The 16330-nt window shown below is 62.1% G+C and carries 10 protein-coding genes; 6 read left to right on the plus strand and 4 right to left on the minus strand.

Going from position 1 to position 16330, the window contains the following annotated elements; translation table 11 throughout:
- The first annotated feature begins 65 nt into the window (after window positions 1-65).
- Window positions 66-1670 carry an AAA family ATPase gene (locus tag RHM62_RS03670; protein WP_322124218.1) on the plus strand — a complete coding sequence of 535 codons (1605 nt, stop codon included), beginning with the start codon at window positions 66-68 and terminating at the stop codon, window positions 1668-1670.
- A gap of 4 nt (window positions 1671-1674) precedes the next feature.
- Entirely contained in the window at window positions 1675-2316 is a 642-nt protein-coding gene (locus tag RHM62_RS03675) for a general secretion pathway protein GspB (protein WP_322124219.1), read from the plus strand.
- A 108-nt stretch (window positions 2317-2424) separates the two neighbouring features.
- Here the strand turns inward: RHM62_RS03675 and RHM62_RS03680 are convergent, their stop codons facing one another.
- Window positions 2425-4062: an ankyrin repeat domain-containing protein gene (locus tag RHM62_RS03680; RefSeq protein WP_322124220.1), complete on the minus strand. Its 1638-nt coding sequence runs from the start codon at window positions 4060-4062 to the stop codon at window positions 2425-2427.
- 345 nt (window positions 4063-4407) lie between these two features.
- On the opposite strand from RHM62_RS03680, the gene RHM62_RS03685 reads away from it, so the two are divergent.
- Window positions 4408-5469, plus strand: a complete 1062-nt coding sequence (locus RHM62_RS03685; protein WP_322124221.1) for an ankyrin repeat domain-containing protein — start codon at window positions 4408-4410, stop codon at window positions 5467-5469.
- Window positions 5470-5514: 45 nt separating this feature from the next.
- Here RHM62_RS03685 and RHM62_RS03690 read toward each other — a convergent pair whose 3' ends face one another.
- The gene (locus RHM62_RS03690; protein WP_322124222.1) at window positions 5515-8040 is read right to left on the minus strand and encodes a TonB-dependent receptor; all 2526 of its coding nucleotides are present in this window, start codon (window positions 8038-8040) and stop codon (window positions 5515-5517) included.
- A gap of 271 nt (window positions 8041-8311) precedes the next feature.
- Between RHM62_RS03690 and RHM62_RS03695 the strand changes: the two genes are divergently transcribed.
- Complete coding sequence (locus RHM62_RS03695; protein ID WP_322124223.1) at window positions 8312-8479, plus strand: hypothetical protein; 168 nt, start codon at window positions 8312-8314, stop codon at window positions 8477-8479.
- A gap of 131 nt (window positions 8480-8610) precedes the next feature.
- On the plus strand, window positions 8611-11160 hold the full coding sequence (locus RHM62_RS03700; protein WP_322124224.1) for an ankyrin repeat domain-containing protein: 2550 nt from the start codon (window positions 8611-8613) through the stop codon (window positions 11158-11160).
- A 58-nt stretch (window positions 11161-11218) separates the two neighbouring features.
- On the opposite strand, the gene RHM62_RS03705 is transcribed toward RHM62_RS03700, so the two are convergent.
- Together RHM62_RS03705 and RHM62_RS03710 are read right to left on the minus strand one after the other, a co-directional pair.
- Complete coding sequence (locus RHM62_RS03705) at window positions 11219-13531, minus strand: TonB-dependent receptor (protein WP_322124225.1); 2313 nt, start codon at window positions 13529-13531, stop codon at window positions 11219-11221.
- A gap of 75 nt (window positions 13532-13606) precedes the next feature.
- Window positions 13607-14002, minus strand: coding sequence for a DUF2946 domain-containing protein (locus tag RHM62_RS03710; protein WP_322124226.1), 396 nt, complete (start codon window positions 14000-14002; stop codon window positions 13607-13609).
- Between the two features lie 157 nt (window positions 14003-14159).
- Here RHM62_RS03710 and RHM62_RS03715 point away from each other — a divergent pair, with 157 nt between their 5' ends.
- Complete coding sequence (locus tag RHM62_RS03715; protein WP_322124227.1) at window positions 14160-16241, plus strand: TonB-dependent receptor; 2082 nt, start codon at window positions 14160-14162, stop codon at window positions 16239-16241.
- Window positions 16242-16330 lie beyond the last annotated feature (89 nt).

The following is a 16330-nucleotide window of genomic DNA, read 5'->3' on the forward strand; positions in this document are numbered from 1 at the left end:
GCGCCGCGACCTCAGTTGCGGTGCTGACGGGCCGGACCGCAGCGGCTTTGTGCTAGCCTTCGGCCATGTACCAGCAATTCTTCCAGCTCAACCAGACCCCCTTCTCGATCGCCCCTGATCCGCGCTATCTGTTCATGAGCGAGCGGCACCGCGAGGCGCTCGCGCATCTGCTGTTCGGCCTCAAGGGCGGTGGCGGCTTCGTGTTGCTGACCGGCGAAATCGGTGCGGGCAAGACCACTGTCTGCCGCTTGTTCCTCGAGCAGATTCCTGCCCGCTGCAACGTCGCCTATCTGTTTAATCCCAAACAGACGGTGACCGAATTGCTGCAGTCGATCTGCGACGAATTCGGTATTCCGGTCGCGGCACGTGCCGATGCCGCCGCGACGGTCAAGGATTACATCGATCCGCTCAATGCCTTTTTGCTGCGCACCCATGCGGTCAAACAGAACAACATCCTGATCATTGACGAAGCGCAAAACCTGTCAGCCGACGTGCTGGAGCAGTTGCGCCTGCTGACCAACCTCGAAACCAACGAACGCAAGCTGTTGCAGATCATCCTGATCGGCCAGCCCGAGCTGCGCACGATGCTGGAACGGCCCGAGCTGGAGCAGTTGGCGCAGCGGGTCATTGCCCGTTTCCATCTGGCGGCGTTGTCGCAGGCCGAAACCGCGCAATACATCGCGCACCGGCTGGCCGTCGCCGGCGGGCGCGACGAGCCCTTGTTCAGTACGCGTGCGCTGGGCCGGATTCATCAGCGCGCGCGCGGCATTCCGCGCCGCATCAACCTGTTGTGTGACCGGGCACTGCTGGGCGCGTATGCCGCCGGCAGGCATCAGGTCGATGTCGCCACCGTCGATGCGGCAGCGCGCGAAGTGTTCGGGCGTGACACCGTGATGGCGTCCGCCAATACGCTGCGCTGGCGTTCCGCAGTGGTCGGCGGCGTCGCCGGTGCGGTGCTGGTGGGCGCGACGCTGCTGGGCTACAACCGGTTTGGCGTCGAGCCGGTCAAGGCGGCGACGAGTCCGGTGCCCCGGGTTACGGTCGCTCCTGTCGCCGTGCCTGCGAGCGTGCCCCGGGTCGTCAGCAGTGCGGCGCGTGACTTACCGGTGACCTACCAGCGTTTGGCGCAACTTTGGCAACTGAAGGTCTCCGGCGACGATGCCTGCAAGGCGCTGCAAAAAGAAAATGTCTACTGCTTCAACGGGCGCGGCCTGACCGACCTGCGCCAGCTCGACCGACCCGCGATCCTGACCCTGCAGGATGACGAGGGCAGGGACTATTACGCAGTGCTGACTGGCTTGACCGACACAAGCGCCAGCCTGCAGATTGACAGCATCGCCGACACGGTGAGCCTGGCGGCGCTGACACGGCGCTGGAATGGCGATTTCAGTACGCTCTGGCGCGGTCCGGCCGGTTTTCGCAGTCCGGTTTCATCGGGAGCGCAGGGGACGGTGAGTGACTGGCTGGCGGCGCAATTGGCAGTGGTCGATGGCTCACCGGCACCGCCAGCCGGCAAGCCCGTTGACGAAGCGCGGGTGCGGCGTTTTCAGCTGATGCAAGGCCTGAAACCCGATGGCATCGCCGGTCCGCAAACCCTGATGCGGCTGGCCAGTGCGGCGGGACAGGCCGGGCCGCGCTTGCATACTCCCGCTGTCGCTGCAAGGAAATAAGCCGATGTCCATGATTCTCGATGCGCTCAAGAAAGCCGATGCCGAACGCCAGCTCGGCGAACTGCCGGGGCTGCATACGCCTGGCTGGACGGGGCCGGCACCGGCCCGCCGCGCCGCATTATGGCGACGCGGCTCGACCTGGTTTGTACTGGCGGTACTGGTGCCCGGATTGGTTTCGCTGTTCTGGCTGAATCGGCGCGAGGTACCACCGGTCCGGCTCTCGATGCCTGTGCCTGCCCTGACTGCGGTACCGGCAGTTGCGCCCATGGCTGCCAGTGACGTTGCGCTGCCGCCGCCGCTGCCGAAAGAGATTCCGAAGGAGTCACCCAAGGACGTGCCCAAGGCACGCCGCGAGCCGGCAACCGCATCACCTGAACGCAATGCCAGCGCTGCGTTCATGCCGCTCGCGCCCTCTGCCGCAGTGCTAACCCTGGCTGCACTGCCGGCCAACCTGCAGCGCGAGTTGCCGACGCTGACCATTGGCGGATCAATGTATTCCGATAATCCCGCCGAGCGCATGCTGCTGATCGATAAACGGCTGTTGCATGAGGGCGATGAAGTCGCGCCGGGGCTGGTGCTCGATAGCATCCTGCCGAAGGGCGCGATCCTGCGCTACAAGGGTGTCAGGTTTCAGTTGATGCAGTAATCTGCGCGACGGACCCGGTGCAGCACCAGATTGATACCGGCGGTAGCGCAGATGTCAATTGTCGCGCGCAGGTCGTAAAGAGGCGGACGTGCATGCGCGACATGCAGCTCACCGGTTCGGGTGGACGTTCTCGCTCTCGCCACCTTCGTCCATATACTCCTGCAGTAACTCTTCGACGGCCGTGTGGTGGTGTGACCGGGCCACGTCCAGCGCAGTCAAGTCGTTATCCATCCTTAAGGCCGGGTCGATATCGGGCATACGCAGCAAATGCGTCGTGGCATCGACACTGCCGATCAGTGCGGCAAAATGCAGCGCAGTGGCGCCGGTTTCCATCGGATGATTAATTTGCGCAGACCCGTGATTGGTCAGTATCGCCAGGCTACGCGGACTGAAGTGGGCGGCTATGTGCAATGGCGTGACGCCGCCCTCGGCCTCGGCATTGATGTTGATCGAGGGCACGCTCATCAGGACCTGCACCACGCGCACATCGTCACGATGCACGGCTGCGTGCAGCACGGTTTGCCCATCTTGTGTGACCGGCGCATTGATGTCGATATCCGGATGCAAAAGCATGTCGACCAAAATGGTGAGATTGCCCTTCCTGCTAGCGACCGACAACGCCGTATTGCCCTGATTATCGGCAAGATTGACATCGATGCCCGGGACGGCCAGCAGTTTCGTTACCGCCGGGCTCCTGGTGTTGCCGACCGCCAGCAGCAGGGCGCTGCGCTGCGTGCTATTGACCGCATTGATGTCGATACCCGGTCTCGCAAGCAGCGAGTCGATGAGGTTGTCCTGGCTGAAGGTGCAGGCCAGCATCAGCGGCGTCATGTGTTCGTCAGTACGCCCGTTGAGCAACTGCGGCGCAGCATCAAGCAATAGTTCGCCGATGTCGGCGTGCCCCGCGCGCGCGGCCATGTGCAAGGTGCTGAGCCCGCCGGTACTCAACACATGCAAGTCGATGCCAGGCGCATTGATCAGCCTCTGGCAAATGGCAGGCCGGCCGTTCATGGCGGCGATATGCAGTGGCGTAACCCTTCTTGCGATGGCATCCATGCGACCGTTGACGAGAATGCCGGGACGGCGCAACAAGGCATCTACGACCTGGGGATGATTCTTTATCACCGCCAGATGCAGGGCGCTGGCGTCCTGGTGCGTGATCGCGTTGATATCGGTCTGTGGTACGCGTAGCAGCACTTCGGTTTTTTCGACATCGCCTGCCAAGGCCACCATGTGCAAGGCGGAGGAGCTTGAATTGCCATCTTTTCTGGCATTGATATCGATGCCGGTCGCGCTGACGAGCATGGTCAGGGTGGCGAGGTCACCCGTGAGAGCCGCGGCGTGCAAGGCAGTAAAGCCGCTTGTGGTGCGCGCGTTGATGTCCAGAGCCGGGTGGGCCAGCAGCAGGTGTATCGCGCGGTGTTTGCTGTGTTTGGTCGCCGTCATCAGCGGCGTTGTGCCGTTCGGGAGTGCCACGTTCGGGTCGCCGGTTTCAAGGTGGCGCCGCAGCTCCGCATAATTTCTATCCCGGATCAGTTTGAATATCATTGGTTCGGCTCCGGCTTCCAGTTCGGCAGGAGGGCTGGTTAGCGGCACCGGGACGCCTGCGCTTGCGCTGGCACGCCGGTACCAACGCAAGGCCGGCAAAGAGGGCTCGCCACGGCGCGACAGCGGGCGCGTCGGTGCTGCCGGGCCGGGCCCGGCCAAGGGTGACGGTTCAGCCGCATCAGAAGGGGCGGTTGCCATAGCCTGTGCCGAACGCGGGCTGCTTGGCGGGGAGGGGGGAATATTCATAGAGGTACGGGTTGAAAAAATTTCTGTTGGTTTTAAATGTGGGCCAGACGGATACCTGAGAAGGGCGGGTTTCTGCGGATACCGTTGATGAAATAGAAAGCGCAAGAAGCTGCCCGGTGGGTGTCGGCCAGCGCGCGGCGGTTCCATCGTTGCAACGCGGGCTGAGCTAGCAAGCGACAGTGCGCCGGCTTGATGCGATGGAACCAAACGGCAGAGCCCGTAACTCAACGGACAACTCTCCCGGTGCAGCTCGCCATGTGGCGGTCACAGTCACCTCCTCAACCGGAACCCTCACCCATGAATATCAACCCTGCCAGTCCACTTCAGAGTCAGTCAGCAAGTGTTCAGCCGGCTGAATCGATCGCGACGAGTCCGTCGTTTGGTGCGCCTCCGCATCCGCCTGCACACGCGTCTGCCGCGCAGTCAGGCACCCTGTCATCAACTGGCGACGCCTCTGCCCGGCGTCTGCGTGCGGCCTTGCCCGCTCTGGTCGAGGCACATTTGCCGCTGCATGAGGCCATTACGTGTGGTGATTATCGGGCGGTGATCGATTATCTTGATGCCGGGGTGGACCCCGGTCAGACCAATGCCAATGGCGTCACGCCGCTGATGCTTGCTGTTCTTGCAGGTGACCATGACATCATCGAAAAATTACTCGACTATGGCGCTGACACCCGTAGCAGGGACGGCAGTGGCAATACCGTCCTGCACCTGGCAGTCACCCGGGGCGATCTTGCGACGCTGGCCGTTCTCATCGAGACGGCTGGTCCGGATCTCGACATCAATGCCACAGCCAGGCGCAACATGACGCCTCTTCATCTGGCGACTCAGGCCGGCGACCGTGAAAAAATCGACGTGCTGGTCGGTAGCGGCAGAGTACGGCCGAACCTGCGCAATTTTGACGGCAAGGCTGCCTTACATACGGCGGCTGAAGCGGGTGCGGTCAACCTGGTGGAAACACTGATGCAAGTGCCGGGCATTGACCTGAACTGCCGGAGCGTTACCGGATCGACGCCGCTGATGCACGCCGCAGCGGGCAATACACAAAATCATTACAACGCAGTACATACGTTGCTGATGGCACCGCAGATCAACGTCAATCTGCGCGATGAACGCGGACATTCGGCCCTGCATCAAGCGGTATATTGCAACGACGTCGCGACGACGGTCGAGTTGCTGACCCACCCAGGCATCGAGCCGGAGGCGGCTTACCCGATGCTGGTCTCGCCCGGACTTATCCGCGACGAAGTTTTGCCCGCTTACCGGGCTGCCCGTGGGGTGCCGGTCAGCGTGACGGATGCCGAATTCCTGGAGATCGAACGGGTGCGCCGCGATGCCGCCCGGATTGCGCAGCAGTAGCGTGGCGGCCCGGAACGAAATCCAGCGCCCGAGCCGGTCTGTGTTCTAACCTCCCGCTGTCTTGTCAAACGCATAGCGCACACCGACCCAAAACAGGCGCGGTGCACCGGGCGCATAAAATGTCGAATGCTGGGACGGATAGCCATCGGCGGCCGATCCACCGAGCGGGCGTGCGACAAAATTGCCGCTGCCATCGAAGCCGGTCGCCCCCAGTTGCGCCGCGCTGTTGTAGCGCGTGTCGAACACATTGTTGATCTGGCCTATCAGTTGCAGTTGCGGCGTCACCGCATAGTTGGCACCGAGGTTGAAGATCGCATAACCGGCGCTGCGGCCCTGTCCGAGGTAGGTCACGCCGTCGGGCTGGTGGCCGCTATTTTCATTGCCGCGTGCCAGCGCCCCGGCCATTGCCACCATGTTGCTGTTGATATTGAAGCCAGGCGTGACCGCGTAATCGGCTGACAATTTCAGCAGTTGGCGCGGGATCAGCGGGATGCGGTCGCCGGGGCGGATCGTGATGACGCCATCGAATCCGGGCGTGCCGGCGGCAGCCGTGTCATTGCTACTGTTGCTGCTGCCATTGACGATCTCGCTGCTCTGGTAGGTCGCATCAAGCAGCGTGTATTGCGCGCCGAGCGTCATCTTGCCGAGCTTGCCGCTCAAGCCCAGTTCGAGTCCCTTGCGCTGCGTCTTGCCGAAGTTCTTGAAGTAGCCGTAGCCGGCCTGGTTGTCGGCGACGAACAGGATGTCATTGCGGTTTTCGGCATGGAATACGCCCGCATTCCATTGCAGGTTGCCGGCCACGGTGCCGCGCAAACCGGCTTCGGCGGTGCGGGTGACAACCTGATTCAATGGCGGATCGCCGGCCATCGCGTTGGGCAATTTGCACGGCTGCTCCGGATTGGCGCAACCGAGCTCAATCGCCGTCGGCGCACGGCTGCTCTCATTGAGCCCCGCATACATATTCAGCGTCTTGGTCGGGCTCCAGGTCAGGCCGATGGCCGGATTGAAGCGCGCAAACTTGTGGTTGCCGCTCAGGGAAGCCGGATCGCCATCGGCATGCAGCGCATCACGATTGCGCACCGTGGTCGTGTTGTAACGGCCGGACAAGGTCAGGTGCAACTGGTCCCGCATCGAGATCGTATCGCTGGCAAACACGCTCCAGGTGCGGATCCGGCCGGACAGGTCGACGCGGGTGTCGTAGGGCTCACCATCGACGGTGCCGCCGCTGACACCATCGCCGAACGCATTGACGCCGGTGATGCTGTGGTCGGCATTGATGTAACCGAGTTGTGACGATTGCGAAAACTGCACGCGGCTGGCGTCATAGCCGGCACCGGCGACGAACTGGTTGCGCTGGCCGGCCAGCGTGCCGAGCCAGGTCAGCTGGCCGGAGGCGCCGTAGTTTTGCTGCGCGCTACGGCTGCGGTTGATCAGGCCATTGCATTTTTCGGCCGGCTCGTCGTTTTGCAGGCTTTGCGCAATACAGGTCCAGTACGGAAACGGCGTGTTGGCGCTGGTCGCACCACTGGCCGGAAAACCGCTGTAGCCGGCTGCGGTCAGCGCGGCCCGATCGGCAGCGGACGGTTGCACGACAGACTGGTCCATCGCGCCTTCGTTGATATCGCCGTTGTACGTGGAGGTGCGCAGGTCGCGGTAATACACATTGCCGGAAAACTGCAGCGCCTCATTGAAGCTATGGCTGCCAGCGAGATTGACCAGCGTTGAGCGGTTTTGCGTGATGTCGGGACTGGTGTAGACGCTGCTGCGGTCGGCGGCGAGCAAGCGCTGTTCCTGCAGGCCGTTGCCGTTTAACTGATTGTCGGCATGCGACAGCGTCAGCTTCAGGTCGGTGTCGGCATTGCGCCAGCCCAGCTTGCTGAAAAACTGCTTCACATCCGATGGCGAAGTGGCACGCCAGCCATCCTCGTGAAACAGGTTGGCATTAACGTACCAGCTCAGATCCTTGTCATTGACGCCGCCGTGTTCGAATTCCATCGCCCGCCGCTTGTTGCTGCCGGCCGTAACCTGCAGGTCGGTGCCCGGATCGCTGCGGCCATCCTTGGTCTGCACCGAGATCGCGCCACCCAGTGTATTGAGCCCGAACAGCGGATTCGAGCCCGGCATCAGCGTCATCGATGCAATCGCGCCGCGCGGAATCAAATCCCAGCTGACCACGTCGCCAAATGGCTGGTTCATTCGCACCCCATCCATGTAGACCGACATGCCTTGCGGCGTGCCCAGCAACGGCGAGGCCGTATAGCCGCGATAACTGACATCCATCTGGAACGGGTTGCCCTGCATCTCATTGACATGCACGCTGCCGAGGTGGCGGTTCATGAAGTCGGCGAGGTCGAGCGCGCCGCTGGCGGCGATGTCACCCTTGCGGGCCACTTGCACAGGGGCCGCGATTTCATTGCGTAGCTGGCCTACGCCTGGCAGCGGCGTGATGCCGACAATTTCCACTGCGGGCAGGGGGGTCTGGTTCTGCTGCGCAAAGGCGCTCGAACCCAGCGCGGCAGAGAGCGCCAGAGCGCCACGGGTGAGCCTGCAGAATGGAACGAAATGAGGCATGAAGTCTCCAGAGGAATGGGGCACGGTCTATTGCCGATATGCACGGCAGTATAGTCGGTCGACCCTTACCCCGGAGGCGACATCCTCACGCCAAACCCGGGCACATTTCCCGCCGCGTATCAACCCTGCCCCGGCTGGCCCGAAATCTGCAGCGCAGGAGCATGACTCGAATCAGAAACCGACGATGGTTATCAGGCGTCGACTGGTTGGCAACCCGGCGCTTTGCTACTGGTGTTGCTGCTGCTGACCAACCTGATGTCGTTGCGCAAGGATGTGCGCGCTGAGAAGTCGCGGCCTCGTCGCCGGCAAGCGCGTGTTCTCGCCAGTGATTGCGCACGTACTGGCCGACCCAGCCAACGCGATCCGGAAAAAACGGGCCGCCGAAAACGACGTCCAGCTGATGTATCCGGCAGCCCGACACGGGCTGGTGCGGCTCTGATGAATGGAACTATGGAACCCTGAGACGGAACCTTTTTTCCTGCGGCGTTACTGAAGGGGGCAACACGAACCGGCCCCTCTTCCTGCAGGACGGATTGATGATTACCGACCTTAATATCGACGCATAACTTCATGAACCTGAATCCAGCCGGCGGCAATCTACCGCCAAATGTTCCGCCAAATGTTCCGCCAAATTTGCCACCGAATTTGCCAGCAATTCGGCCACCGAATCAACCGGCAACTTCACCTTCCACATCGCCTCGCGCCGTCATCCCCGCAGGCGCTGCCGTCTCCGGACAGCAAGAGGACGGCGCCAGCAGTTCGCGCAAGCGGCCGGGCCCGCCGCTACAAGCCGCACATCGCAGCCTGTCATTTTCCAGTGCCGATCCGGACCGGCGCGATGGCAACGGACTGACGGCGCTGCACCGCGCGATTGCCAACGGCAACCGCAACATGGTCAGGAACGTGCTGCGGATGCATGCCAACCCCAATCTTCCATTACAGAACAGCATCACTCCGCTGATGCTGGCGGTAACGCTCGCCAACCGCGATGCCGTGGAAGAGCTGCTCACGGCCCGCGGGCTGCAGCGCGACACCAGGGACAGCAGAGGCCGTACCGCCTTGCATTACGCAGCCCAAACCGGTGGTGCCGCGATTATCGGCCTGTTGCTTGGCGCCGGCATCGATGGCCTTGCGGTCAGGCCTGACGGTATTTCGGCGCTACATATCGCTGCGCATGGCGGTCATGCGGAGGCCGTGGCGGTACTGATGGACGGTACCCCGGGTCAGTGGGACAAGCAGGCGGATAACGGGTATGCGGCACTACACCTGGCTGCCGTCAACGGGCATGCCAACGTTATCGCGGTGATGGCCGGACGCCCCGGAATCGACATCAATCAGACGACTTCCTTCGGTTACACCGCGCTGCAGCTGGCGACCGTCAAAGGATGGGTGCCGGTGAGCGCAGCGATACTCGGTGTGCAAGGCGTGGACGTCAATGCCGGCAACGTCCACAGCAGGACGGCACTCCAGATTGCCGCCGACCTCGGCTATGGCGACCTCGTCACCCTGCTCGTTGCCACTGCCGGTATTGATGTCAACAAAATGCCCGACGGGTACAGTGCGCCGTTGCATCTTGCCGCCAAAGGTGGCCACACGGCAGTACTGCAACAGTTACTGGCGGCACCGGGTATCGATGTCAATCTGGCGGACCACTCCGGCTTGACGGCCTTGGTGCTTTGTTCCGCGCACGCTGGCCTTATCCCAAAGGTAGACGCCGCGCTCATGCTGCTCGATCATCCCGATACGGATCCGGGCGGCGCGGTTCTGCTGTTGTCGTCGCCGCGCGTGGTGGATTATTTGCGGCACAAGGCGGGTGCATCGCCGGCACTGTCGGACCTGAATTTTAAATTGCAGGAACTGGTGCGCTGGACGCAGTGGGTGCCGCGCCATGGCTCCCCGAACCGCTTCCTCACCAGCATGATCCATGCCCGGCTCGGCGACCTGCTCTACAGCACGCGCAATGACCGGCCACGTCCACCGGACGGTGCGCGCCGCGATCTTGGGCTCAAGGATGGTCCGTTCCATCTGGCGCTGGCACTGGAACAGTCACTGCAATTTCACGATGGCTACAACAAGCAGGCGCGCGAGTACGCAAGACGGCTATTGGATATGGCACCGCCGGAGCCTGGCGTCGTGCCGCCACAACCGGATCATTATCACCACCAGTTTCTGATTGGCGGCATCGCCTATCCCCGTAGCGAGATCGACGACATGGCGAACGCGCGCGGCAACTACGCGCTGCATGGCGTGATGAACCATATCGTGCAGGAGGGTTGGCAGGCCAACGTGCATTTGCCCGGATTTTTGCTGCGTGGTCGCGCTATCCTGATGCATCTGCAGGCGCGCGATATCGCCCATCTGACACTGGCAGATGCGGTTGCCCGCATCCAGGACAGTATCGCGGCATCGGTCAACGATGCGAGCGCCAGCGAGCGCATGGAAACAGCACTGTCGTACATCCGATCCTCGCAGGAAGACCCGACGGCTCGGCTATCCGATGCAGGCAAACTAGCCATGGACAACTGGGTCGCCGCCCAGCCCGAACCGGGTCGCACCGCGGTAGCACAGGTCTGGCGCGCACGGCTGATGTCCTTCGGCCTGGCGCAGATCCTGTCGCAACGTGGCGAGGTCAATGAAGAGGGATTGACAACCACGGCACCGGAAACCTTGCGTTTGCTGCAGTCGTATATCCGGACGCAGTCGCATTCGGGCGACCCGGCGCAGCAATCCTGTGCCGGGCAATTGCAGAGCGCCGTACTGGAACGCCTGCATGATATCGGCAATGAACCCCGGGTCTGTAATACCGGTTGCGTGCAGCGCCTGCTCGACGCGCCGGCCGGCATCGACGAGTCGCTGATGGCACGCGAACCGCATGACCGTGCCATCTTCAACGAAATCATGCGTATCGGCGGGATCGTCCACCTCGCCTTTGATGACCAGTTCAAGGAAGGCGAGCAAGGTATCGTCCATGAGAGTGACCAGAAAAATTACGATGTACTCTCCGATATCGTGCGCAAGGACATCCTGCGCGCAACCGCTATCGACGATCTGGTCAGACGGCGTGGCTGGCGCCAATCGCACGTCGAGGCGCAACTTAGTAAGGTACTCGACGCGTTGTAAATCGCAGCAATAGCGTGCATGCCAGTGCGGCCCGGCAATGCAGCCGCGATACCAGACATCACAGGTTGAACGCTAATTCCGCGCTGTAGCTGCGCTGCGGATACGGATGGAAATTCCAGTACTGGGTGTTGTTCAGGTTGTCGATCCCGAACGAGGCCGTCCAGTGTTTCGCCAGTTGGTAGCGCATCCGCAGATCGGTGGTGAAGTACTTGCTCGAGCCCTGATACGCAAAGCCATTGGTGTCTTCATTGTTGAGCGTCGAAAACTGCTTGCCGCTGTAGCGTGCACCCAGCGTGGCGGTCCACTTCGGATCGATGCGGTAGCTGGCCAGCGCGGTGGCGCGCCAGACCGGCACGCGCGGTTGGACCTTGCCGATGGTGTCGCCGGCCACCCGCACGAAGCCGCTGTTTTCCTTGATGCGGGAATCGGCATAGGTGACGCTGCCCGACAGGTCCAGTCCGCGCAACGCGACATCGACGCCGCTGACCGCGAGCTCGACGCCATTGGTTTGCATCCGCGTGACATTCTGCACGCGGCTGATGTTGCTGTTGGCGGCGGCATCAAACGTGGTTTGCGCATACAGCGCGTCGTGCACGTTCTCGGTAAAGAAGGTCATCCGCAGCAAGCCGCTGGCGAGTTCCTTTTCGGCCGTCAGTTCGCTGGTCCAGGATTTCTCCGGTTTCAGGTTCGGGTCGTTGATGTATGTCGAATTGGTGGTCGCTGTCGCGCCATACAGTTCGGCCACGGTCGGCATCCGCACCGCGCGTCCGGTCGAGGCTTTCAGGACCGTATCGTCGGACCACCGATACGACAGCGCGGCTTTCGGCGAGAAGAAATTTTCGGTGCGATTGCCATAGCGGGTATTGGCCGTGCTGGTGGCCGAATAGCGGGTAAAGCCATCGGACGCAGTCCAGTTCTCGGCACGCAGCCCGAGCACTGCCTGCCATTGCGGCGTCAGCGCCCAGCGGTCCTGCGCATACAGGCTGCGCAATTGCGCCTTGCCGCCGACCTCGTTGTTCAACGAGCCGGCCGCATCGTTGCGCCAGTCGCCGGCAATGTTCGACTTCAGCACATGCAGCTTGTAGTTCTCTTGCTGGTAACCGAAGTCGACGATGTGCGCGCCACCGATGCCGGCCGGACGCCAACTACCCTTGAGTGCCAGCGTATTCCAGCCGGTACCATCCTGATCCTGGATGGTGCCGGCGCCGCCCGACAGCGCTGCCGGTAGTGCGACAGTGGCCGCGCGCAACTGGTCCTTCTGATAGCTGACCAGGCTGGCGGCGGCTTCCCAATCCCATGTGCCTCTGGTGTTCGACTTGACCGACAGGCCATGCATCACATGTTCGATCGCTTCATTGCTCAGGTTGAAATCGGTCGGCGTCAGCGCATAGCCCTTGCCATTGATGCTGACCGGGCCGGAGGTCACGACTGCGCCGGTCGCGATGTTGCGCAGGTAGCTGTCGGGCCGGCCTTCTGAACTGTTCTGCCAGTAGCCCAGCGTGTAGCTGGCGCGCAGTGTCGGCGACAGGTCGTAGGCCAGCTTGACCTTCGCATGGTCCTGGATCGTGTGGTACCCGGTCGCCGTGCCGAGGAGTAGCCACGGCGTACCGGTGCGGTCCAGTCCCGGCACCGCGCCGGTCACGGCGACCGCATTGGCGGCCGGCGCGCTGGTGCTGATCGCGCGGGTCGGGAAGGTCAGCGGCTGGCCGTGGCTGTCGGTGCGGTTGACATTGAGCCACCACGACCAGTCGCCGGACTTGTTGCCCAGCGACGCGCTGGTCTGGTAACCGTTGTACGTGGCATTGGTACTGTACAAGTCCAGCGGTTGCGAAAAATAAGCGGCCTTCACATGGGCTTCGAACTGCTTCGGCATACGCGTCACGTAATCGACTACGGCACCGACCGAGTTGCCCGGATAGGCCGCCGAAAACGGTCCGTACATCACGTCGGCGCGGTCAATTTCTTCCGGCGTGACCAGGCCCCAGCGCGGCGCGTAGGTCGCGCCATTGCCAAGGTAATTCGACAGCAGGATACCGTCGGCATACACCGCCGAACGCGCGCTGTTGCCGGTGCCGGACGCGCGGCTCGACAGCACTGCGTGGTTGTAGTCACCGATGTAGCGCTTGCGTACCAGCAGGCTTGGAAAATACTTCAGCGCGTCTTCGCTGTCGGTGGCATTGACGGTGATCTCGATCTGCTGGCCGGTGATGCCCTCCATCGTGGTCGGGATCTGCGAGGGCAGCGAGCTCGGTTGCGGGCTGGTGACGGTGACGGTGCCAAGGCTGCGGGTGGGTGCCTGCGACAGAGTTTGTGCGAATACGGCAGGCGCACAGATGGCGCTAGCCAGCAAGGCTAAGGGAGTCAGTTGCATGAGGCTTCTTCTTAATCGAAATGAGGACGCGCCAGCTCCGGCGCGATGGCGCGGGCTGGCAGGAATCAGGGACGATCAGGAAAAAGCGGGTGGCGCGCGCGACTGCGCGGCAGCCCACAGGAATAGCGGACGGGGCGACTGGTAGAACAGGGCAGGGAAGGTGGGAGTGTGCGCAATCACCGGTATGGCGAACGTCGCCATGGGCGGTGGCATGCCGAGCGCACCGGCATGGGCCAGGCAGAACGGGCAGTGATCCATCTGCATGGCCGGTTTGGCCGGAGCTGGCTGGCCGGGATTGTCGCTGGCCGCGACTTTGACGACCTTGATGCTGCTGGCCGAACAGATTTCCATCCAGGTGTCGCTGCTGCCGCGGGCCGCAGCCAGTGCATGCGACACCGTCGGTGCCAATGCCGCCATCAGGATCGCCAGGCAGGCAATCCAGGCAGAGGCGCGGCGCAGGGAAGAAGTCATGTTCATCGGGCCGGATTCTAGCATCGGGTTTCGTCTCCAAAACTGCGTCCGCGCAAATAATTGAATCCGAATCCCTGTTACGGTCGAATCTTGTATGATCAAAAAAAATTTCCTCATACGAACTTCCTGTTGCAGGTCAATGTCAAAGGCTTTTCCCATGCGTCTCCTGTCGTCCCGTTGCTTGCCATCATTACGCCATACCCTGCTTGCCACTGCTGTTGTCGGCACTCTCGTTGCCGGTAGCGCTCTGGCCCAGCAGGAACCCGCCACGCAGTCGGTCTTGGTCGAGGCTTCGCGACTGACCCAGATCGGCATCGCCGAATCGGCCAGCGCCGGCACCATCACGCAAAAACAGCTTGAGGCGCGCACTGTCTATCGTGCCGGCGAACTGCTGGAAGCGACGCCCGGCCTGATCGTCAGCCAGCATAGTGGTGAGGGCAAGGCCAACCAGTTTTACTTGCGCGGTTTTAATCTCGACCATGGCACTGACTTGCGCACCACGGTCGATGGCATGCTGGTCAACCAGCGCAGCCATGCACACGGGCAGGGCTGGAGCGATCTCAATTTCATGATCCCCGAACTGGCCACGCGGCTCGACTATCGCAAGGGGCCGTATTACGCCGAAGAGGGCGACTTTTCGGCTGCCGGTGCGGTCAGCGTGCGTTATGCCGACACGCTGCCGCAAGGCATCGCCAATGTTGGCATCGGCAGCAACGGGTTTCGCCGCACGCTGCTGGCCGATTCGCCGGTGCTCGGTGATGGTCGCTTGCTGTATGCGCTGGAATTGTTCCACAACGATGGTCCGTTCCTGATCGGCGACGATTACCGCAAGGTCAATGGCGTGCTGCGTTATAGCGCCGGCACCGCCGACGACGGCTTTCATGTCAGTGCGATGGCCTATCACGGCAGCTGGCATTCGACCGACCAGATCCCGCTGCGCGGTGTCACCGATGGCAGCATCAACCGTTTTGCCGGCATCGATCCGACCGATGGCGGCAGTGCCCACCGCTACAGCCTGTCCGGCGAATGGCACCGCGCGACCGACGACACGACCACCAGCATCAGCGCCTACCTGATCCACAACCGGCTCGACCTGTTTTCCAACTTCACGTACTTCCTCGATGATCCGGTCAATGGCGACCAGTTTGCCCAGCCCGACCGCCGCGTCACGACCGGTATCAATGTCAGCCAGGCCTGGCGCACGACGCTGTTCGGTCACGAATCCGAAAACAAGATCGGCCTGCAACTGCAGAACGACAATATCTTCAACGGCCTCTACAGCACCGTCGCGCGGCAGACCCTTTCGACCACACGGGATGACCACATCGTCGAAAGCAGCGCTGGCCTGTTCATCGAAAACACCACCCGCTGGACCGACACTTTCCGCACCGTCGCCGGCTTGCGTTCGGACTTTTTCCGCTTCGATGTCAACAGCAAATTCAATGCGGCCAACTCCGGCACGGCCAGCGACAGCAAGCTCAGTCCGAAGCTCAGCCTGATCTTCGGACCGTGGACGAAGACCGAGTATTACGTGAACGCCGGTGGCGGTTTTCATAGCAACGATGCGCGCGGCAGCACCATCACGGTCGATCCGAAGACCGGCGCGGCGGCCAACAAGGTGCCACCGCTGGTGCGCTCGAACGGCATCGAAGTCGGCGTGCGCAGCGAAATCATCCCGGGTCTGCAAAGTTCGCTGTCGCTCTACCGGCTTGATTTTGACTCCGAGCTGACCTTCGCCGGCGACGCCGGCACCACCGAAGCAGGCCGCGCCAGCCGGCGCACCGGCTTCGAATTCTCAAACTATTACAAGCCCACCAAGTGGCTGACGATTGATGCCGATGTCGCGTTTGCGCGCGCGCGCTTCCGCGATGCAGACGTGATCGGCGCGCGCATTCCGGGCGCGATCGAAGGAGTGGCGTCGCTGGCGCTGGCGGTCGATAACCTGGGTCCGTATTTTGGCGCGCTGCAGTTACGTTACTTCGGACCGCGACCACTGATCGAAGACAACTCGGTACGCTCGCGCAGCACGGCCACGCTCAACGGCCGGATCGGTTACCAGCTCGGCCGCAACACGAAGATCGAGTTTGAAGGGTTTAATCTGACCGACCGGCGTGATTCGGCGATCGATTATTACTACGCGTCGCGCTTGCCGGGCGAAGCGGCGGCGGGAGTCAACGACATTCACTTTCATCCGATAGAGTCGAGGTCGTTTCGGGTTAGCTTGAATACGCTGTTTTGATCGATGCGGGTGTGTTCGGTGCAATGCCCTTCGGTTATTGCACCCTACGGTTTGTGGGTGGCGAACCCCGAACCCTGAACCCCGAGCAC

This window comes from Actimicrobium sp. CCC2.4, assembly GCF_034347385.1.
GTDB lineage: Bacteria > Pseudomonadota > Gammaproteobacteria > Burkholderiales > Burkholderiaceae_D > Actimicrobium.

Coding starts and splice junctions, on each gene's coding strand:
- RHM62_RS03710 (WP_322124226.1), bottom strand. CDS start 14,002: ATGACTTCTTCCCTGCGCCGCGCCTCTGCCTGGATTGCCTGCCTGGCG.
- RHM62_RS03695 (WP_322124223.1), top strand. CDS start 8,312: ATGTGCGCGCTGAGAAGTCGCGGCCTCGTCGCCGGCAAGCGCGTGTTC.
- RHM62_RS03690 (WP_322124222.1), bottom strand. CDS start 8,040: ATGCCTCATTTCGTTCCATTCTGCAGGCTCACCCGTGGCGCTCTGGCG.
- RHM62_RS03715 (WP_322124227.1), top strand. CDS start 14,160: ATGCGTCTCCTGTCGTCCCGTTGCTTGCCATCATTACGCCATACCCTG.
- RHM62_RS03675 (WP_322124219.1), top strand. CDS start 1,675: ATGTCCATGATTCTCGATGCGCTCAAGAAAGCCGATGCCGAACGCCAG.
- RHM62_RS03680 (WP_322124220.1), bottom strand. CDS start 4,062: ATGGCAACCGCCCCTTCTGATGCGGCTGAACCGTCACCCTTGGCCGGG.
- RHM62_RS03685 (WP_322124221.1), top strand. CDS start 4,408: ATGAATATCAACCCTGCCAGTCCACTTCAGAGTCAGTCAGCAAGTGTT.
- RHM62_RS03670 (WP_322124218.1), top strand. CDS start 66: ATGTACCAGCAATTCTTCCAGCTCAACCAGACCCCCTTCTCGATCGCC.
- RHM62_RS03705 (WP_322124225.1), bottom strand. CDS start 13,531: ATGCAACTGACTCCCTTAGCCTTGCTGGCTAGCGCCATCTGTGCGCCT.
- RHM62_RS03700 (WP_322124224.1), top strand. CDS start 8,611: ATGAACCTGAATCCAGCCGGCGGCAATCTACCGCCAAATGTTCCGCCA.